This is a genomic window from Thiovibrio sp. JS02 (assembly GCF_053485635.1).
The window spans coordinates 1,659,699-1,675,020 of record NZ_CM130715.1; the positions used below are offsets into that span (position 1 = coordinate 1,659,699).

The 15,322-nt window shown below is 61.6% G+C and carries 12 protein-coding genes, 1 pseudogene and 1 riboswitch; of the genes and pseudogenes, 2 read left to right on the top strand and 11 right to left on the bottom strand.

Annotated elements, in window-relative coordinates; translation table 11 throughout:
- Positions 1-166 precede the first annotated feature (166 nt).
- The 7 genes from cbpB to ACUUL3_RS07760 form a co-directional block, all read right to left on the bottom strand.
- Entirely contained in the window at positions 167-1,558 is a 1,392-nt protein-coding gene (gene cbpB / locus ACUUL3_RS07730) for a peptide-modifying radical SAM enzyme CbpB (protein ID WP_448556109.1), read from the bottom strand.
- Positions 1,558-1,686: a hypothetical protein gene (locus tag ACUUL3_RS07735; protein WP_448556111.1), complete on the bottom strand. Its 129-nt coding sequence runs from the start codon at positions 1,684-1,686 to the stop codon at positions 1,558-1,560. The genes cbpB and ACUUL3_RS07735 overlap by 1 nt, the downstream gene beginning before the upstream one ends.
- Before the next feature lie 135 nt (positions 1,687-1,821).
- A riboswitch (cobalamin riboswitch) is annotated at positions 1,822-1,959 on the bottom strand.
- A 117-nt stretch (positions 1,960-2,076) separates the two neighbouring features.
- Complete coding sequence (locus tag ACUUL3_RS07740) at positions 2,077-4,551, bottom strand: glycogen/starch/alpha-glucan phosphorylase (protein WP_448556113.1); 2,475 nt, start codon at positions 4,549-4,551, stop codon at positions 2,077-2,079.
- A 115-nt stretch (positions 4,552-4,666) separates the two neighbouring features.
- A complete protein-coding gene (locus ACUUL3_RS07745) occupies positions 4,667-6,136 on the bottom strand; it encodes an HDIG domain-containing metalloprotein (RefSeq protein ID WP_448556115.1) in 1,470 nt (489 codons plus the stop codon).
- Entirely contained in the window at positions 6,133-7,041 is a 909-nt protein-coding gene (locus tag ACUUL3_RS07750) for a GTP cyclohydrolase, FolE2/MptA family (RefSeq protein ID WP_448556117.1), read from the bottom strand. The genes ACUUL3_RS07745 and ACUUL3_RS07750 overlap by 4 nt, the downstream gene beginning before the upstream one ends.
- On the bottom strand, positions 7,038-7,841 hold the full coding sequence (locus ACUUL3_RS07755; protein WP_448556119.1) for a glycosyltransferase family 2 protein: 804 nt from the start codon (positions 7,839-7,841) through the stop codon (positions 7,038-7,040). Before ACUUL3_RS07755 ends, ACUUL3_RS07750 begins: the two co-directional genes overlap by 4 nt.
- 193 nt (positions 7,842-8,034) lie before the next feature.
- Positions 8,035-9,471 (bottom strand): tetrathionate reductase family octaheme c-type cytochrome, encoded by a 1,437-nt coding sequence (locus ACUUL3_RS07760; protein ID WP_448556121.1) that lies wholly within the window; start codon positions 9,469-9,471, stop codon positions 8,035-8,037.
- A gap of 222 nt (positions 9,472-9,693) precedes the next feature.
- Between ACUUL3_RS07760 and ACUUL3_RS07765 the strand changes: the two genes are divergently transcribed.
- Entirely contained in the window at positions 9,694-9,852 is a 159-nt protein-coding gene (locus ACUUL3_RS07765; RefSeq protein WP_448556122.1) for a hypothetical protein, read from the top strand.
- A gap of 71 nt (positions 9,853-9,923) precedes the next feature.
- On the opposite strand, the gene ACUUL3_RS07770 is transcribed toward ACUUL3_RS07765, so the two are convergent.
- The 3 genes and pseudogenes from ACUUL3_RS07770 to ACUUL3_RS07780 form a co-directional block, all read right to left on the bottom strand.
- Positions 9,924-10,679 (bottom strand): hypothetical protein, encoded by a 756-nt coding sequence (locus tag ACUUL3_RS07770; protein WP_448556124.1) that lies wholly within the window; start codon positions 10,677-10,679, stop codon positions 9,924-9,926.
- Positions 10,676-11,317: a RibD family protein gene (locus ACUUL3_RS07775; RefSeq protein ID WP_448556126.1), complete on the bottom strand. Its 642-nt coding sequence runs from the start codon at positions 11,315-11,317 to the stop codon at positions 10,676-10,678. The genes ACUUL3_RS07770 and ACUUL3_RS07775 overlap by 4 nt, the downstream gene beginning before the upstream one ends.
- Positions 11,318-11,465: 148 nt before the next feature.
- Positions 11,466-11,696: pseudogene (locus tag ACUUL3_RS07780) on the bottom strand (transposase); the annotation flags it as partial.
- Positions 11,697-12,256: 560 nt separating this feature from the next.
- Between ACUUL3_RS07780 and ACUUL3_RS07785 the strand changes: the two are divergent.
- The gene (locus tag ACUUL3_RS07785; protein WP_448556128.1) at positions 12,257-14,317 is read left to right on the top strand and encodes a c-type heme family protein; all 2,061 of its coding nucleotides are present in this window, start codon (positions 12,257-12,259) and stop codon (positions 14,315-14,317) included.
- 23 nt (positions 14,318-14,340) lie between these two features.
- Here the strand turns inward: ACUUL3_RS07785 and ACUUL3_RS07790 are convergent, their stop codons facing one another.
- Positions 14,341-15,123: an RluA family pseudouridine synthase gene (locus ACUUL3_RS07790; protein WP_448556130.1), complete on the bottom strand. Its 783-nt coding sequence runs from the start codon at positions 15,121-15,123 to the stop codon at positions 14,341-14,343.
- Positions 15,124-15,322: the final 199 nt, after the last annotated feature.

Below are 15,322 nucleotides of genomic sequence, written 5' to 3' on the forward strand. Positions count from 1 at the left end.
AAAAGCGCAAAAGCGGGCCGAGGCGGCCCGACGTCGGGGCAAGGCCACGGCCAGAAAATCTCTGCTCATTGTACCTCAAGAATACAAAGGGGAAACAGGAAAAGGCAAAAAAGGCCGATCATGTCCGAAGATGACCGGCCCCTTCACAACGGGTTTTCCAGACCGGTTATTTCCAGCAGTAGGAGACCTCGGTTTCCTCCTGCCAGGAATCCCAGAGAAAGGCCTCTTCCATGCCCCGGGCGATGACCCGGAAGGCATAGCGCACCTGCTCCTCGAAAAAACCGCAATAGGGACTCGGCGCATTGATGTCGCCGGCCAGCTTATAAATCTCCGCCGGACACGGCGCCCCGCAGAAGTGGCGGATGGCGCAGCCCGCGCAGGGCACGATCTTTTCCACCTTCCTGCCCGTCACGGCCAGAAAGGGCTTGCTGGCCAGAATCGTCTCCGGGCCATCGCTGAAGATATTGCCGCCGGCAAACTCCCGCATGCCGATGAACTCGCTGCAGGGCACCACCGATCCGTCCGCTGCCACGGCGAAAAAGCAGCGGCCGCCGCCGCAGGGCGAGATGTCGCACATGAGCCTGCGGCCGGTGGGCCCCACCACTCCGGCGAGAACATTGGCAAAATTGGCGATGACCACCTTTCGGCCCGTCTGCCCGTAGAGCTCCAGGGAACGGTCCAGGGCACGGAAGAAGGCATCAGCCAACTGCGCATTGTCCGGCTTCAATGCCAGGCCGCCTTTCCGGGTGCAGCGCACCGGGTTCAGCATGACCACCCTGACCCCGAGCCCATGGTAGAACTCCACCATCTCGCGCAAGGTATGGACATTCGCCGTGGTCACCGTGGTGATGACGTTGAGCGCCGGATAATCGACGAGCTTCCTGATCACTCCGACCACCCTGTCAAAATACCCGGCGCCCTGCCAGTTCTTCCTGGTGGCGTTGGCCACCTCGGCAGTGGGAGCGTCCAGGGAAAGGCCGATGCCCACCTGATGCTGCCTGAGAAAAGCTATGGCCGAATCATCGAGCAGGGTGCCGTTGGTCTGGATGCCGAAACGGAAGTCGTCCGCAAAAGCCGCGATCCCGGCAAACATCGCCTCCCTGGCCACCATGGGCTCGCTGCCGTGAAAAATAAGCTGGGGTTTTACCCCCGCCGGCAGGATCTTGTTAAAGTGGGCCTTTAAGGTGGCAAGAGCGGCAAACAAGCGCTCCTCGCCCATGTCGATGCCGTTTTTCCGCATCTCGTCCGGGAGGTAGCAGTAGCTGCAGTTGAGATTGCAGCGCTCGGTGGGGTTCAGGTACACGGCGGAGAGGGTGAGCCCGCCGCGCAGATGCGCCATCTCCCCGGCGAACTCGCCGGCCCTGGCGCGGAAATCCTCCACCAGGCCGCCGGCCAGGGCCTCCCCCAAATCGCCGCGCGCGACCAGGGCCCAATAGGCCGTGTCCGGTTCGACAACCGCGACCCGATCCGGGTCTCCTATTTCGAGAACGGAAAAATTCGGACCATAGCCGGTGTTGGCGAAACGCGACGCCTGATTGTGCTGTTCTGCCTGTCCCATCACTTGCCCGCGCCCTTGCCGTTGTTCTCCGCCTTCGGGGTGAGCAGGATGTAGTGGGAAAGACCGGTTCCCTGGCCGATCAGGTTGCAGCGCCGACGATAGGAAATAATTTCTTTTTTCTCTTTCATGACAAGCCTCCATGGCTGTTCGTGGTTTTCCCCCGCCGCCCCGGGCGAAGGGCATAAAAAAACCCGGAGCGGCCGCACAAAGGCCACTCCGGGTTCCGTTTCCATGAGAATACCCAGCAATACATCTCTCATCAGGTCTTCTGGCTCTCGGATCAGCTGCCGGCCGACGGCCTTCCCCCCGGAGTATGCTCCGGAAGTGACCGGGAATCTTCCCATGTCGACCAGCATCCCCGATTACAGCGGCGGGACCGCCACGGATTTACACCGTGTTCCGGGATGATGAAAAATGCGCACTTGAATTTTTTGCTATAAAACCCTTTCTCCGCGAACTTGTCAAGGCAGGGAAGAAGAAAAAGCTCTCAACCCGGGAACGCCGCGGCAAAGGCGGCCTCAATCAACCGGGATCCCCCAGATGTCCCGGGCATATTCCCTGATGGTCCTGTCGCTGGAGAATTTGCCCATCCGGGCCACGTTCAGGATGCTCTTCCGGGTCCAGGCGGCTTGATCGTGATAGAGTTGGCCCACCTCCTGCTGGCAGCGCAGATAATCCTCCAGATCGAGGAGCTGGAGGTAAGGGTCCTGCGGAGAAAGGAGGCTGTCCGCCAGGGGGGCGAAAAGAGCGGTATCGCCCTTGCTGAAGTAGCCGTTCTTGATGCTGTCCACCGTTCGTTTCACCTCCGGGTTGTCGCGGTGGACGTCGGCGGCGGTGCGCCTGGGGCTGCGGCGCGCCTCCTCGACCTGCTCGGCGGTCATCCCGAAGATGAAGATGTTTTCCGGACCCACCTCCTCCCTGATTTCGAGGTTCGCCCCGTCCAGGGTGCCGATGGTCAGGGCGCCGTTCAGGGAGAATTTCATGTTGCCGGTGCCGGAGGCCTCGGTGCCGGCGGTGGAGATCTGCTCGGAAAGCTCCGAGGCCGGGAAGATCTTCTCGGCCAGGGAAACCCCGTAGTTGGGGATGAAAACCACCTTGAGCCGGCCGGCCACCCTGGAATCGTTGTTCACCACCTCGGCCACGGAGTTGATCAGTTTGATCACCAGCTTGGCCTTCAGATACGAGGGCGCGGCCTTGCCGCCGAAGATCACGGTGCGGGAAGGAGAATCAGAGTCCTCCCCGCGGACGATGCGGTGATAGAGCGTGACGACATGCAGAATATTGAGCAGTTGCCGTTTATACTCATGGATGCGCTTGACCTGCACGTCAAAAAGGGTATTGGGGTCCACCGCCACTCCGCACTCCTTCCTGATGAAGGCGGCCAGGCGCTTTTTGTTGGCCAGCTTCACCCTGGCCCATTTTTTCTGAAAGCCCTTGTCGTCGGCATGGGCCTCAAGGCCGCGCAGATGGTAGAGATCGGTCACCCATTCACCGCCGATGGCGTTGGTGATGAGCCCGGCCAGGCCGGGATTGCACTTGAGCAGCCAGCGCCTCTGGGTGATGCCGTTGGTCTTGCAGTTGAAGCGGCCCGGGAAAAACTCGTGGAAATTCCTGAAAATCCTGGTCTTCAGAAGGTGGGTATGCAGCTCGGCCACCCCGTTGACGGAATGGCTGCCGACAATGGCCAGATGCGCCATACGCACCTTTTTCACCGGCGTTTCCTCGATGAGGGACATCTCCCGGAGCAGATCGGGGTTGCCGGGATGCCGGGCCGCCACCTCGTCGAGAAAGCGCCGGTTGATCTCGTAGATGATCTCGAGATGCCTGGGCAGCACCCGGCCCAGCAGATCCACCGGCCAGGTTTCCAGGGCCTCCGGCATCAGGGTGTGATTGGTGTACGCAAAGGTGTCGACGCAGATCCGCCAGGCCATGTCCCAGGCGAGGCATTCCTCGTCAAGCAGCAGACGCATCAGCTCGGGGATGGCGATGGCCGGGTGGGTGTCGTTGAGCTGGACCGCGATCTGGTCGGCAAAGGCGTTGAAGGTGTTGTTCTTCTTCTTGTAGCGGCGGAGGATGTCCTGAAAGGTCGCGGCCACGAAAAAGTATTGCTGCTTGAGGCGCAGCGTCTGTCCTTCCCTGATATCGTCCGAGGGATAGAGAACCTTGGAAATGGTCTCGGACTGCACCTTGCTCTGCACCGCGGTGATATAATCGCCGCGATTGAAAAAGGAGAGGTCAAGCTCGCGGGAGGCGCGCGCCGTCCAGAGCCGCATGTTGATCACGTAGTCGTTGTTGAATCCCGGCACCAGGACATCACAGGCCATGGCCATCACCTCGTCGGTGTCCACCCATTCGGTGCGGGTTCTCCCCAGATTGTCGGTGAATCGCTGCACCCGGCCGTAGAAATAAACCGGGTAGAGGTTCTGCGGCCGCTCGTATTCCCAGGGCGTGCCGTAGCGGAGCCAGTTGTCGGGATGCTCGACCTGAAAACCGTCGATGAGGCGCTGGTAAAAAAGACCGTATTCGTAACGGATTCCGTAGCCGTAGGCCGGGATCCCCAGGGTGGCCAGGGAGTCGAGAAAGCAGGCGGCAAGCCGGCCGAGGCCGCCGTTGCCCAGGGCGGCGTCCTCCTCCTCTTCCCGGACCTCTTCGAGATCGTAGCCCATCTGCTTCATGACCTCGCCCATCTCGTCGTAAAAGCCCAGGTTGATGAGGGAATTGCCCAGGGAGCGGCCGATGAGAAACTCCAGGGAAAGGTAGTAGACCCGTTTCCTGTTGTGCGCGTAATAGCCCTTCTGGGTGGCGATCCAGCGCTCGATCAGAAAATCGCGCAGGGTGTAGGCCAGCGATTTATAGACTTCCCTCGCCCCGGCCCGGAGCGGATCGCGGCCGAGAAAGCTGAGCATGTGGTGGTTGATGGTGTTGAGAAAATCGTTCTGGGTGAGCGACTTGAACAAGGTGCAATAAGGGCCTTTCGGGATCTTTTCTTTCATAGGGCCTGGCCGGTCTTGGTTGAGGTGAGCATGTCCAACAAACAGCGCGGGAAGCGAACGCGGGGGCATCACCTTTCCAGGGTACTCCGGGGCGGGAATGCGAGTCAAACTTATTTTATTCCCGTTTTTCCCCGTCCAGAAAGGCCCGCACCCAGGCAAGGGCCTGACTCCGCTCACGAACCTCCCCTTCCACCTGCGCCCGCTCAAGACCGTCGAGGATCTCCCGGAAGACCGGCCCGGGAGCCAGGGAAAACTCCCGGATCAGGTCATGGCCGCTGAGCAGCGGCGGCCGTGAGAAGAGCGGCTTGATGTGTTCCTCGTATACCCCGTTGACCTCGGCAAAAAGGTCGGCCAGGCGTTCCTCCATCCGTTCCGGCCGTCCCGGCCCCTGGCCGGCGAGGCTGTCGGCCATGGCCAGCAGGAAAAGCCCGGCCAGGTCATCCTCCGCAGCCTTGACCAGGCGCAGGCAGGCCTTCCGGGTGATGCCGGTCTTCAGGCGGGCGTTGCACAGGTGAAATGGCCACATGTGCAGATCGATCAGCCGCGTCACCCGCTGCCGATCGTCCCTGCGCCAGCGCAACCGTTCGGCAATGGCGGCGAAAAGCCCGGCGCCGGCCCGGTCGTGGTTGTAAAAGGTGATGCGCCCGGCAACGGTTTCATGGGTGGCGGGCTTGCCCACGTCATGAAAAAGCGCCGCCCACTTGAGGAGCACCCCGGTTCTCGGTTGCGCCAGGTATCGGGCGAAAAGCGGCCCCTGACCAGGGAAGAGGCCGGCCGGGTTCCCCAGCAGCTCCTCCATGCGGCGCAGGGCCTCGAGGTTGTGGGCAAAAACGTCGAGATGATGGCTGGCGGGCTGGCCCAGCCCCTCTCCGGCCCGAAGCTCCGGAAAAATCAGCCAGAGCAGGCCGCTTGCCGCCAGAGCGGCAACGGTGGCGGCAGCCCGCGCCGAGGCCATGATCAGGGCAAGCTCATAGGCGATCCGCTCCATGGCCGGCCGCAGGATAAGCTCCCTATGGCGGGCGATTTCGGTCAGGGTTCCGGGCTCGATGGCAAAAGCAAGGGTGGCGCTGAAGCGATAGGCGCGCAGGAGGCGCAACGGGTCGGCAAGCAGGCTGGCGGGCGAAGGGATGCGGATACGCCTCGCGGCAAGATCGGCCACCCCGCCGGCGGGATCGATGACGGCGAGGGAGGCCAGGCCGGGCTTTGCGCCGGAAACGGCGACGGCCAGGGCGTTGATGGTGAAATCGCGCTGGCCAAGGTCCTCTTCAATGCTGCCGCACCCGTTGCGAAAGGAGGAAAAATCGATGCTCAAGCCCTGCCAGACAACCCGGGCCACGTCTTCATCGGCGTCGAGGAGCACAAAGGTTCCCCCCAGATCCCTGGCCAGCTGCCGGGCGGCGGCCACTGCCCCGGAGGCGACGGTGAGGTCGAGATCGCAGGGAACCCTGCCCAGCAGCCAGTCGCGGACCGGCCCACCGGCAACATAGAGGCGGTTTGCCGGCATGCTCCGCGCCATGGCGCAAAGGGCCCGGCGCAGCGGCTCCGGATACTCCTCAAGAAAATCGCGGGGCAGCAAAGCGTTCATGGCGCTTCCGGCAGACAGGCGCGGATCTCGGCCAGGGTTGTCTGGAGGCGGCAGCAGACATCGTGGATGTGGATGCTCTCAAGGCTCAGGGACTCGATGATCACCGGCGTTTCCGCGGGCAGGCGGGGGCCGAAGTACAGGCCGGCCTGCCGGGCCACCTCCCGCACCGCATCCTCGGCAAACTGCGGAGCGGCGTGCGACTTGAAGACCAATTCCGCCTCATCGGGCCTCTTCAGCAGATCCTGCGTTACGTGCAGGGCCTTCTCCAGGCAGGCGCGGATCTCCTCCAGCTCCGGGGCGCGGGCGTCGGCGCCGATCTGCAATCTGGTGTGCGACCGCTGCGAATGGGTGGAAAGGGGGCAGGGGTCGCCGCCCGTCTTGTTGAAAAGCACCTGATTGTAGGCCTGGGTGCAGGGACAGGCGGTGATATGGTTGACCCCCACCCCGTAGAGCAGGGAGAGGGCGGACCCATCAGCCCCCGCCTTCAGACGCAGATCGACGCCGACCTCGATGGAATCGAGGGATTGCCGCTTGCTCGCCGTGGCGGTGCGCAGGAGCGGCAATTGGCCGCGCAGGCGCACCCTGCCCTGCTCCGCTCCCTGCCTGGCCAGCATCTCGCCGCCCAGGGCGAGGGCATACTCACGGAGATCGGCGAATTCCCGGGCATGGAGGCCGGTAATCACCTCTTCCAGCCGGGACATGTGGATGCCGCGCGCCAGGGCGCCCAAGCTCACTTCGAGCCTGGCGGCAAAGGGAATGGTCCCGGCGGGCAGGCGCACCCAGACGGTTTTGCCGCTGATGCCCACCTCGGGCAGCGGCATGGGGAAAGACGGCTTCTGCTGCGGAATGTCGAGGCAGCGTTTTATTGCCCGCGCATGCTCGGAAAGGGAAATATGCAGTGTCACACCAGATCCTCCTGACGCAATGACGAATACCATTCCTGTACCGTCCGCCAATCCGTTTCCTGCCGCCTGGTCCAGGCGGCCAGGGCCTTGAAGGAGGCGAGACCCTCCTCGGAAACCGAGGTGGCGGCAAGGCTGGCCTGAACCGCCGCAAGGGCACGGTCGAGCCGCCCGCCGCTTGCCTGGCTGCAGAGGCTGCCCGCATGGAGATAGCGGATGGTGATGGGGGCGGGGCCGCAGAACCCGAAGGGAAAGCGGTTGGCCAGCCGGATGAAAAAGGCCCAGTCCTCGCCCAGGACGGAGGCGGCAAAACCGCCGCAGGCAACAAAGGCTTCCCGGCGCAGGGCCAGGGCGGAGGGCAGGAGAAAACACCAGCGGGCAAGGGCTTCCAGGCAACGCCCTTCATGGCCCTTCCCTGCCTCGGGAATCAGGAACTCGCCGCCTGAGACCTCATCGATGGTCCGGCTCACCCCGTAGGCCACGGGATAACCGCGGGCCAGGGCGGCGAGCAGGGCGCCGGCATGGCCGGGCAGCCAGACGTCGTCGGAATCAAGAAACATGACAATCTCGCCGGAAGCGGCGGCCACCCCGGCGTTCCGGGCAGGACCGGGGCCGAGGCCGGGCAGGCGGAGCAGGCGGCAATCCGGAAAGCGCCGGGCAACAATGGCGCCGGTATTGTCCGTCGAGCCGTCGTCCACCACGATCAGTTCGGAAACCGGAGTATCCTGGCCGCAGACGCTGGCAATGGCCCGGCAAACCAGCTGGGCCCTGTTTCGCGTGGGAATGACGCAACTGATCCGCATGGCTTCAGATCCCTCCCTCTCAATAGTTTTGCCAAAAGCACGCGGGAATTCCCAGCTTTTTCGCAGCCGGAACGGCAATTAAAAATCAGCGCCCCATTCTCCTGAGCCAAAACAAGGGGAATAAGCACGAAAAAAAGCCCTCTTCCAAGGGAGGGAGGAAGAGGGCTTCGGGATGGTGCTTGACCAGAAAGGATTATTTCGTCCTGGCCGCGCCTTTTACTTTCATGGGATCACCAGCATAACCAAGCGCGGCCCAGTCCAGGCGGCCGCTCTTGCCATGGCAGTCGGCGCATTTCAGCGCGTCCTTGGCCGGGGCCACCATGTGATTGATGCGCCAGTACATGACGGTGGGGGCAAAATCGTGCTTGCCGCTGAAGGCAAGGCCTTTATGCTTGGCGCCGGCCGCGAGGGCCCGGGTCCAGTCAAAGCTCTTCCAGTAGGCCTCCTCGGCATCCGGGCCGGCCGGCCAGACCTTGGGGGCCAGGAAGTACTTGTACTCGGCATCATAGGGCTGCTTGCCCTTGTGCACCTTGAAGGGGTAGATCTTGGCGGTCATGTCCTTGATGTCGCCCACCGGGTAGTTGAACTCGGTCACCTTGCCCGGGTCGATCTTCTCGCCGAAGAGATAGGCGCCGGCCTTGCCGTTGTACCAGCGGTAGGTGGGCACCACGTTCTTGGCCCAGACAAAGTCGCCCTTCATCTTGTCGTAGCTGTGCGCCTTGTCCTCGCCGAATTCCTGATCCGGTTTCTTGATATCCTGGCCGGCGGTGGACCAGTCCCACTCGACCTTGGTGGGCTTGCCCTTGGCAAAGACCGGGATATGGCAGGTCTGACAGGCCACGGAAGCGGTGTGCTTGTTCAGGCGGTCGTTCTTATGGGGCTTGGCGTCATGGCACTGTTCGCAGGAGAGATGATTGGCGCCCTCCGGGGAAACCACCATGGCGTTGCCCTTGATCTGATGCTTCTCGGTGGTATGGCACTGCTGGCAGTTGAAGTTGAGGCCGTCCTTGGCCATGTGCACGTCGATCTCCTTGCTCGGATCGGCGATGGTGGAATCGATGTCGCCGTGCTTGACGTTGTTGCCGCCGCCGCCAAAGCCATGGCAGGCCACGCAGTTTGCCCGCTGCGGCTTGCCGACGCTCTTTGCCACGGCCACCAGATCAACCGGCTTCTCGTCCAGTTTTGGGTTGCCGGTATAGCCGAAGGGCATGCCCGCGCCCGGAGGCGCCTTCTTGTATTTGCCCGTGGTGTCATGGCAGACCAGGCAGTCCACCCTGGTCTTGTCGGTCATGTCAAAGCCGGCGTCCTTCCAGCCGTAGCTGATATGGCAGCTGGTGCAGCGGGGCCAGTTGCCGGAAACCGAGATGCAGAAATTGTTGATGGCATTGTTCTTGCCCATGGCCACCTTGCCCTTGCCGGCAACGTCCTGCTCGACGGCCCAGGTCCAGTGGGTGGTCTTCATCACGTCCATGGCCGCGTCCTCATGGCACTCCAGACATTTCTTGGTCACGTCCATGGGGGTGGCAAACGGGCCGGTAAGGTCCTTGTGGGCGTCATTGGCAAAAGCCTGCGCACTCACCATAAATGCGGAGGCAGCCACCAGGGCCGAAAGTACACTGTATTTCTTCATGCCTCTTCCTACTCCTTCTTTCGCTTAAAAATTAATAAAATATCCTTTCCCCTCCCTTTCCCGAACCCCGCTTCATCGATCCGGCCCTGTCCGGGCAACTTACCTGCGGCAACAAGTAAAGAACAGGACCGAAACAACGATGGCGATCATCCGGGAAAAGCGGTTGTGCAACGCAAGGTCAAACACAACTCGGCAAAGCTAAAGCAAGTTAGGTGCCACAAAATGAGGCAAAAAGAGAAGGAAGCGATCTGGCGGGAAAAATTACCGACCGGAGGACGAAAAATGCGTCGCCGATGGGGAGCAACCTACCTTGACGGCGCATTGCAAAAATCAGCACAACATCTTGATCTTAAAAAAGAAAAATGTGCAAAAATATCTTGAGCAGGCAAAGATCTTTGCAGGGGAAGCGCTGGCAGACAAGAGCGCAAAATGCGCGCAAGCAACCCGCCCGACTAAGGGCGGTTTCCGGGGGGAAAGCAGAGGGCGGCCTCCTTCACCCGGCCGGCCAAGCGATGTTCGAGATAGTCGGCAAGCCTTACGAGCATGTCGTCGAGATAACTGCCGATCTCCTTCTCCGTGGCCGTGGTCCTGGTCTGGCAGAAAAGGCACTTGCGCTCCCCGCCGCCGGTGGAGGGCAGGCCGAAATCCTCAAGCACATGCCGGGTGATCATCTGATCGTCGAACTCGTCATAGACCGGGAAGGCGGTGCGCACCCCGAAGCGGGAGGAAAACTCGGCCACCTTGCTCATGAAGACATCGGTCTGCTCCGGGTAATGGCCCTGTTTCTTGGTGTAGCCGGCCACCAGCAGGGGGACGAAATGCTCGATGCAGTAGAGAAGGGCCCGGGTGTGCATGCCGAGCTTGCAGGCCACGCAGACCAGATTCTTGCCGCCGTAGCGGGGCATGTAATCCTCGTAGACGTCGAGCCAGAGCCCCTGGAACAGCCTCCCCATGTCCAGCTCCACCATTTGGGCCGGGGGCACCTTTTCGGGCTCCGGCGCGTTGGCGATCAGGATCCGTCTCGCCACCTCGAAGCGGTTGCGGGGGAAATCGTGAAAACGACTCATGCCGTTCAGCATGTGCAGGAGGTGGATATGGGAGGGCTTGCCCATGCCCGGATGGGTGCCGGCGCTGGCCAGGGCATACAGGGCCAGGGAGTCGGTGCCGCCGGAATACAAAATCGCCAGTTCCTGCTTCTCCATGCTCATACCTCTTTCCGCACCCGGTAACGGGTAAAGATTTCGCCGCTCTCGGCAACCTCGCAGGACAGCAAATCCAGGTTCAGAAACGGATCGCCAAGCCCTGATTTGCCCACGCAAAAGAGAGGGGCCGCCTCGTCGCCGGAAAGCTTCGGGGCAATGGTGAGGAGCACCTCGTCCACCACGCCCTCCCAAAAACAGGCATGGTTGAGCCGCCCTCCCCCTTCGATAAGTAAAGATTCCACACCCAAGCCGGAGAGATGATCAAGGGCCGCCGCAATGGATAGCCCGCCAGGCCCTTCGGGCAAGGCCACCACCCGGCCGCGCCCGCCAAGAAGCACTGCAAGGCTCTCGGCAGCCTGCGCCGAAGTGAAGACCATGGGCGCTGGCCCCACGCTGAAAAGCCTTTTGCCGGCCACCGGAATATCCCCGGATCTGCTGATGACAGCCCGGATCCGCTTCTCAGGCAACAGCCCGCCCGGCCCGCGCATCTCCGGATCCCAAACCCGCAGGGTTTCCGCCCCCATGAGGCTAGCATCGGTTTCGGAGCGCATCTTCTCAAGGAAGGCCCGGTCCAATGGACCTCCGACAAGCCCCGGCCCGATCCGCCCGCAGACGGTGCTGGCTGCAATTACTGTTACCTTCAAAAATCCCTCATTTGCTCGACATTCCTGCTTTCGGGAGCCCCAAAAACAACTGACACTTACCTTATAATAAAGCCGTGGCAAAAAGAACATCAGGAAATGGGTGAGGAAGGGGGGCGTGTAAAGAATTTTGTGTAAATGTTTTTTGTGATCAAAATTCCGGCAGCCTGTCTTCAAACATGATGCTGAATTGATTCAGCGCCGATTTCCAGTTTTTGATCGGCATCGTCCATCGTTTCGAAATATTCGTCAGCGCCAGATAGAGCAGCTTGAACATCGACTCGTCATTCGGAAAAGAGCCCCGGTTCTTAGTGACCTTGCGCAGGGACATGTTCAACGATTCGATGGTGTTGGTCGTATAGATCACCCTGCGGATCTCCGGCAATTCCGGGGACATCCATGATAAGTAAAGTCAAGGGGAAAACGGAGATTTCCCACAACCTCGCGGAGTACTCCGGCGGCTTTATCTAAACTCGCGAACCCTTCAACCTTTCCGACCTTTTTTCTCTGTTCTTGTGGTCCGCCGGTCAGGCGACCAGACATCCATTTGCCGTCTTTGGGGAAATTCCCCATCAAAAAGGGGTCAAAAAGGGGTCAAGTCTTTGCTTGAAAAGGGGTCAAGTCTTTGCTTGACTCTTATCTCTCGAACTCGGTCCTGCACACCAACAAAATGTCTCTCTGCATCATCAACCAAGACGACGTGGTGCCGGGAAATTTCTGACAGGGATTTGCCACTGATCTGGACGCAGATTTCGCCGAAAAAATAATTCCGCAAATACCAGCTTTCCCTTGTTGCAAAAGCAAAGCCGGGCCGTTACGGTATTGGTATCCTCTGCGGCTCTGCTTCTTCGCAGGGAACAGGCTTCGGGCCGGCGCCCTTGAGTGACTCTCTTCCGCCGCCGACCCGGAAGGTCCGCCAACATTGCGCTAAGGATGTTCCGCATGGAATCCCCCACCCACCTCCCACGGCTTCTCCACGGACGCGGCGGCCCCTGGCGGTATCTCGCCTACGGGCTGATCATCGGGCTGCTCGCCAATCTGAGCGCCCTGATCAACCTCCTGCTCCATCCGGAAATTCCCTATCTGAGCGGCGCCAACGGCATCATCGGCGGCATCCTCGCCCTGCTGGCCGCCATCCTCTGTTTCCTGCTGGAAAGCCACATCCGCCGAACCGCCCTTTCCACCTCCCCGGCCCGGTTCGGCTTTTACCCGTGGATACTCGTGGTGTTCTGGACCGTGCTCGCCGGCGCCTCCCTGACCTGGTCCATCTACAACAAACACCAGGAAACCCTGGCCGTGGCCAAGAACGAGGCCAGGACCATCTTCGAGAAGGATCTCCTCTACTACCGCTGGGCCGCGAACCAGAACGGCGTCTTCGTGCCGGTTACCGAAACCACAGGCCCCAACCCCTATCTCAAGAATCTTTCCGACACCAGCGCGCTCACCGACTCCGGTAATGCCCTCACCCTGGTCAATCCCGAGTACATGATCCGCCAGGTGTACGAGATGAAGACCTCGGTCAACGACGCCCGGGGCCACATCACCAGCCTCGACCCGGTCCGGCCCGGCAATGCGGCGGACCCCTGGGAGGCCGAGGCGCTGCGGGCCTTTGAGGACGGTGAGCTTGAGGTTTCGGCCATTCAGGAGATGGACGGCCAGGAGTATTTTCGGCTCATGCGGCCGATGATCACCGAACAGGGCTGCCTCAAGTGCCATGCCGACCAGGGCTACGACGTGGGCGATATCCGGGGCGGCATCTGCGTTTCGGTGCCCATGACCCTGCTGAACGGCTTGATGCGCAAGGATATTCTCACCATGGGCCTGGCGCACGGCGCCCTCTGGCTGCTGGGCCTGCTCGGCATCCTTCTCGGCGCCTACCAGATCACCGGCTCCATCCGCGAAAAGGAACAGGCGGAAACGCGGCTCAGGGCCATCATCAACAACATGCTGGACGGCCTGATCACCATGGATGCCAACGGCACCATCGAATCGCTCAACGCCTCAGCCGCCGCCATGTTCGGCTACTATGCCGAGGAGGCGGTGGGTCGGCCGCTCAACTTCCTGATCCGCTTTTCCGTGACCACCACCGGCAAGGAGCTGCCCACCGCCCTGCGCGAGGCCATCGCCGCCGGTCGCCCCCTGCAAGGGCTGCGCAATGACGGCGATTCCTTTCCGGTGGCTGTCTCCTTAAGCGAGATGCGCCTCGACACCAGGCGGATCTTCATCATCATGGTCCGGGACATCACCGAGGAGGAGCAGCGGCGCAGCGAGGCCCTGCGGGCCGGGCAGCTGGCGGCCATCGGCGAACTGGCGGCCGGGGTCGCCCACGAGATCAACAACCCGGTAAACGGCATCATCAACTACAGCCAGGTACTTCTGGATGTTTCCGAAGACAACGGGGATCAGACCTTTCAGGATATCCTGAAGCGGATCATCCGCGAGGGCGAACGGGTGGCGGCCATTGTCAGCAACCTCCTCGCCTTTGCCCGGCAGCGCGACGAGATCGTCGGCGATGTCAACCTCAGGGTGGTGATCGACGACTGCGTCGCCCTGCTCCTCTACCAGCTCGACAAGGACCAGATCAAGCTGAGCGTGGATATCCCCGAGGATCTGCCCCTGCTCAAGGGCAACCCCCAGCAGCTGCATCAGGTCTTTCTCAATCTGCTCTCAAACTCCCGCTACGCCTTGAACCAGCGCTTCCCCGGCCATGATCCGGACAAGCGCATCGAGATCTCGAGCCGGGAGGTCAGCGTGGACGGGCGGCCCTTTATCCGCACCACGGTCACCGACCACGGCATCGGCATCCCCCAAGATCTCATCGACCGGATCTTCGATTCCCTCTTCACCACCAAGCCGCCCGGCGAGGGCACCGGCCTGGGACTGAGTATCAGCAAGGGGCTGGTCCGGGATCATGCCGGCCAGCTCACCCTGGAAAGCGTGCCCGGCGACCACACCGTGGCCATCGTCGACCTGCCGGCGGCCGCCAACGGCGAGCAGGGCTGAGGCCCGGCAGGAAGACAGCCAGGCTACGACAAGGTCCTGAGCAGCCTGGCGAAATCCTCGGGCATCCCGAGTTCAAAGTGCATCCGCCTGCCGCTGACGGGGTGGATGAAGGAAAGGGAGCGGGCGTGGAGGGCGAGCCTTTTGCAGGCCGGCTCGCGGTCGCCGTATTTTCTGTCCCCTGCCACCGGATGGCCCTTTTCCGCGAAATGCACCCGGATCTGGTGCTTGCGGCCGGTGAGGAGATGGATCTCCACCAGGCTGAAACCTTTCCTCTCCTGCAACACCCGGTAGGCGGTATGGGAGAGCTTGCCCTTGGCGGGGTCCGGTGTCGAATAGACCTTCCGGGCGGAGTTTTCGGCCAGAAAGGTGGAGATGGTCCCCTCCTTCGGGGTCAGGGCGCCGTGGACGATGGCCAGATAATGCTTCTCGCTCTGGTCCCAATGCTCCTGGAGGAACTTCTTGGCCTGTTCGCTCTTGGCAAAAACCAGGAGGCCGGAGGTGTCCTTGTCCAGACGGTGGACCACATAGACCCTGTGCCGCGACTTCGGATCGCCCTTGCGCACGTAATCATTGAGCAGATAATGGGCGGTTCTCTCCTTCTGCCGCTCGGTGCCGACGGTGAGCAGGCCGGCGGGCTTGGCGACCACGAGAATGTCCTTGTCCTCATGGAGGATCGGCAAGCCCCGCGGTTGCCGCTTGCCTCCCTCCGGCCGGTTGCCGAGCCGTTTTCCGTGTTCGGCCTTCCCGGCCTGTTTTTTTCTGGCCGGCCCGGCCTTGAGAAGCTGGTCCTGCAATGGGTTTCCCATGCTCTTTCCCTCGAAAGATTATGCCGCGGTCAGCACCGGCCTCCGGTTTTTTCCGGGTGCGGCTCTTTTCCCCTGCCCGGAACGGGCAGATTACCGCCCGCCATTTGACCATATTCACCATGGAATTCATAGGGATATGATGGAGGGGGAAGGGCCGGGCGTTTCCCCTTGAATAAGGCCCCTGCCGGGAAGGGCAAAA

Excerpts from the sequence above, each read along its gene's own strand:
- cbpB (WP_448556109.1), bottom strand. The coding sequence starts at position 1,558 with ATGGGACAGGCAGAACAGCACAATCAGGCGTCGCGTTTCGCCAACACC.
- ACUUL3_RS07735 (WP_448556111.1), bottom strand. The coding sequence starts at position 1,686 with ATGAAAGAGAAAAAAGAAATTATTTCCTATCGTCGGCGCTGCAACCTG.
- ACUUL3_RS07740 (WP_448556113.1), bottom strand. The coding sequence starts at position 4,551 with ATGAAAGAAAAGATCCCGAAAGGCCCTTATTGCACCTTGTTCAAGTCG.
- ACUUL3_RS07745 (WP_448556115.1), bottom strand. The coding sequence starts at position 6,136 with ATGAACGCTTTGCTGCCCCGCGATTTTCTTGAGGAGTATCCGGAGCCG.
- ACUUL3_RS07755 (WP_448556119.1), bottom strand. The coding sequence starts at position 7,841 with ATGCGGATCAGTTGCGTCATTCCCACGCGAAACAGGGCCCAGCTGGTT.
- ACUUL3_RS07760 (WP_448556121.1), bottom strand. The coding sequence starts at position 9,471 with ATGAAGAAATACAGTGTACTTTCGGCCCTGGTGGCTGCCTCCGCATTT.
- ACUUL3_RS07765 (WP_448556122.1), top strand. The coding sequence starts at position 9,694 with ATGAGGCAAAAAGAGAAGGAAGCGATCTGGCGGGAAAAATTACCGACC.
- ACUUL3_RS07770 (WP_448556124.1), bottom strand. The coding sequence starts at position 10,679 with ATGAGCATGGAGAAGCAGGAACTGGCGATTTTGTATTCCGGCGGCACC.
- ACUUL3_RS07785 (WP_448556128.1), top strand. The coding sequence starts at position 12,257 with ATGGAATCCCCCACCCACCTCCCACGGCTTCTCCACGGACGCGGCGGC.
- ACUUL3_RS07790 (WP_448556130.1), bottom strand. The coding sequence starts at position 15,123 with ATGGGAAACCCATTGCAGGACCAGCTTCTCAAGGCCGGGCCGGCCAGA.